Source organism: Cetobacterium sp., from assembly GCF_048470075.1.
GTDB lineage: Bacteria > Fusobacteriota > Fusobacteriia > Fusobacteriales > Fusobacteriaceae > Cetobacterium_A.
The window spans coordinates 1-1,838 of sequence record NZ_DBGBQB010000231.1 but is presented as its reverse complement, the minus strand read 5'-3'; the positions used below and the strand labels follow the sequence as shown (position 1 = coordinate 1,838).

Annotated in this window: 1 protein-coding gene; it reads right to left on the bottom strand. The window is 30.3% G+C overall.

Annotated elements, in window-relative coordinates; genetic code table 11:
* Positions 1-398: 398 nt before the first annotated feature.
* Positions 399-1,727, bottom strand: coding sequence for an APC family permease (locus tag ACMOUI_RS08155; RefSeq protein ID WP_418965232.1), 1,329 nt, complete (start codon positions 1,725-1,727; stop codon positions 399-401).
* Between the last annotated feature and the right edge of the window lie 111 nt (positions 1,728-1,838).

Here is a 1,838-nt window from a genome sequence, read left to right as displayed (position 1 = left end):
ACTTAATACATAAGAAATAAGACTTCTATTTTCCTATTTGTTTAAAATATCAAGTAGTGAAACTCTATTTAAATAATCTAAGACAGCTTGTATTTTTAATTCTTCAGAATAATTAGCATATCCTTTAGTATATCCTCTAATCCTACAATACCATATGCGTGATATCTACGAACCAGTTTGTTTAGAATAAACCTATTAGCTTTAAAATGCTCATAAATATAGTTTGCTAAAATCTCGTTATTTAAAAACCTTAGTATAATTTTTTCTTTTCCTTGAATAGAAAATTTTGATTTTTTGCCCATATAAAAAAAATCCCTTCATAATAAACAGATTTATATCATTTTATCTGTCTACTATAAAGGGAGCATATCAAATCAGAAGTTGTCCTTTTTTTATTTTTAATTCTCTCTATACACGAAAAGACCTGTTAATGTTAATAGCACTGATATTGCCATATATGTAGGATTTGATATAGCTGCATAAACAAATATTGAAGCTCCACCAATTAGTGCTAATACAGGTACTACTGGATAGAATGGAACCCTATACGGTCTCTCTAAATTAGGTTCTTTCTTTCTCAGAATAAATAGACCTAAAAATACTAAACAATAGAATAACCAAAATAACGCTACTGGAATATCCCCAAAAACATCTGGATTCCCTGTTATAAGCATCGCAATTAAGAAGAAAACTGACAATAGATACATAACTACTGAAGAGTTTATTGGTTGCTTATGTTTATCATCTATTTTAGCAAAAAACTCTTTCTTTGGAAGATGCCCCTCAATTGCTAAAGTATATGGTATTCTTGTAGATGCCAATGTCATACCATTTAACCCACCAAAAGCTGATATCATAATTCCTAAGAATATGAATTTAGCTCCCATAGGACCAAATAACTTTGTTGCTACTCCAAACATTCCGACTTTTACAATCTCTTCTGCTGTAAATACATTTAATAGCGCTAGATTTAAAGCTACATAGAACACTGCAATAAATCCCAATCCTAATATAATTGCTCTAGGTAAATCTTTTTTTACATTTTTTAAATCTCCCGCAATTGTCCCAACATATATCCATCCATCAAAAGCAAACATAATAGGTACTAGTGACAACCCTAATAAAATTAGAGGTGATGATGATGTTACTTCTCTTGTAATATCTGTCATATAGAACATTCCTGACGAGTTATCTCCAGATAAAAATCCGAATACAGTTATAAGTAATAGTGGAACTATTTTAGCTGCTGTAGCTAAAGTTTGAATCCTTCCACCTACATTTTTTGTAAATATATTTATTGCAAATACAAAAGTTATAGCTGCAAACGCTGTTCCTCCTAAAAACATAGTATTACTAGGATCTATATTTAAAAAATTTCCCGTAAATACTGCAAAATAATATGCAATCAACCCTATTAAAGCTGGAAAATATATGATTAATTGTGCCCATCCAACTAGGAAGGCAATTCTTTTTCCATAAATTTTCTTAATCCAAGCGATCATTCCACCTGTTTCAGGTATAGCTGCTCCAACTTCTGCTGCTGTAAGACCTGATAATATCGATATAATCCCTCCAAGTACCCAAGCTGCAATGGCTATTTTGGGATTCATCTTGGCCGCTACTAAAATTTGTCCAGCCTTAAAGAATATTCCAATTCCAATAACTATTCCTACAACCATTGAGAAAGCTACTGAAAAGCCATATCTTTTTTCTAAATTTTCACTCATTTCTTTTCTCCTTGTTAATGTGTTCTATTTTTTAGTATTTTTTACTAATTTAAAAGTACTTTTCGATTAAACATTTTATCATAATTTATCTATCAAAACAAGTATTTTTTA

What these genes read in the sequence shown, in the direction of transcription:
- ACMOUI_RS08155 (WP_418965232.1), bottom strand. Translation starts at nt 1,727, where the DNA reads ATGAGTGAAAATTTAGAAAAAAGATATGGCTTTTCAGTAGCTTTCTCA.